The organism is Kitasatospora sp. NPDC048286, from assembly GCF_043201735.1.
Taxonomy (GTDB): domain Bacteria; phylum Actinomycetota; class Actinomycetes; order Streptomycetales; family Streptomycetaceae; genus Kitasatospora.
Genome location: NZ_JBICZE010000046.1, coordinates 1 through 1,001 on the forward strand (window position 1 = coordinate 1; position 1,001 = coordinate 1,001).

Consider the following 1,001-nt stretch of genomic DNA (forward strand, 5'->3'; position numbering starts at 1 on the left):
ACCGTCATCATCTCGGCGAGCTGCGGCCGGGGCAGCAGCCGTCCGCCGAGCAGGGCGGTGATGAAGGTGTTGAGGTCGGCGGTGGTGGAGATCCCGGCGCCGGACGCGCCCGCCATGCTCGGGTCCAGTTCGGTGACGTCCACGCGGCCGGTGGGCAGGTCGAAGTAGCCGTGCGCGTGCGGGCCGGGGACGGCCGTCTCGTGGTCGGGCATGGACGTGCCGGTCAGGCCCAGCGGGCGGATGATGCGACGCTCCACCTCCTGCTGCCAGGTGCGGCCGGTGGTCCGCTCGATGATCTGTCCGGCCAGGATGTAGTCGGTGTTGGAGTAGTGGTAGCCCTGGCCGGGCGGGAAGTACGCCGGGTGGTTGTCGGCCAGGGCGATGAGCTGCTGCGGTGTCCAGCGGGTGTAGCGGCCGGACTCCAGCCATCGTTCGAGGGAACCGGGCGCCGTGGGGTCGAAGGCCTGGTCCTCGGTGTAGTCGAACAGCCCGCTGGTGTGGTTGAGCAGCCGGCGCAGGGTGATGTTCGCGCCGTTCGGCACCGCGCCCGGCAGCAGCCGCTCCACCGGGTCGTCCAGGCCCAGCCGTCCCTCGGCGACCAGCTGGAGGACGACGGTGGAGACGAAGGTCTTGGTCACGCTGCCGATCCGGAACCGGCCGGTCGCCGAGGCGGGGGCGCCGGTCGCGTAGTCGGCGGTACCGGCGGCGCCCTTCCACCGGCTGCGGCCGTACTCGCCGACCCGGGCGAGTGAGGCCGAGGCCCCGCCGGAGTCGACGATGGCCTGCACCGCGGCGTCCAGGGCCCTGGGGTCGACGCCCTTGCCCGGCCCCCGGCCGGCGGCGTCCTGCGCAGGGTCCTGGGCAGCGGTCACCGTCACCACTCCGGCCGGTCCCGCTGCGCCGAGGGCACCGGCCGCCGGGGCCGTCACCCCCACCAGGCCCGCGCCCGCCAGCGCGAGCGCCACCAAGCGCACGGCCGGGCGGCCGCGCCGGCGCCCCGT

The 1,001-nt window shown here is 74.9% G+C and carries 1 protein-coding gene; it reads right to left on the minus strand.

The annotated features are described in order from the left end of the window. Positions 1-1,001, minus strand: a 1,001-nt coding sequence (locus ACGF13_RS40270; RefSeq protein WP_392884610.1) for a serine hydrolase domain-containing protein, incomplete at both ends; no start/stop codon positions are given.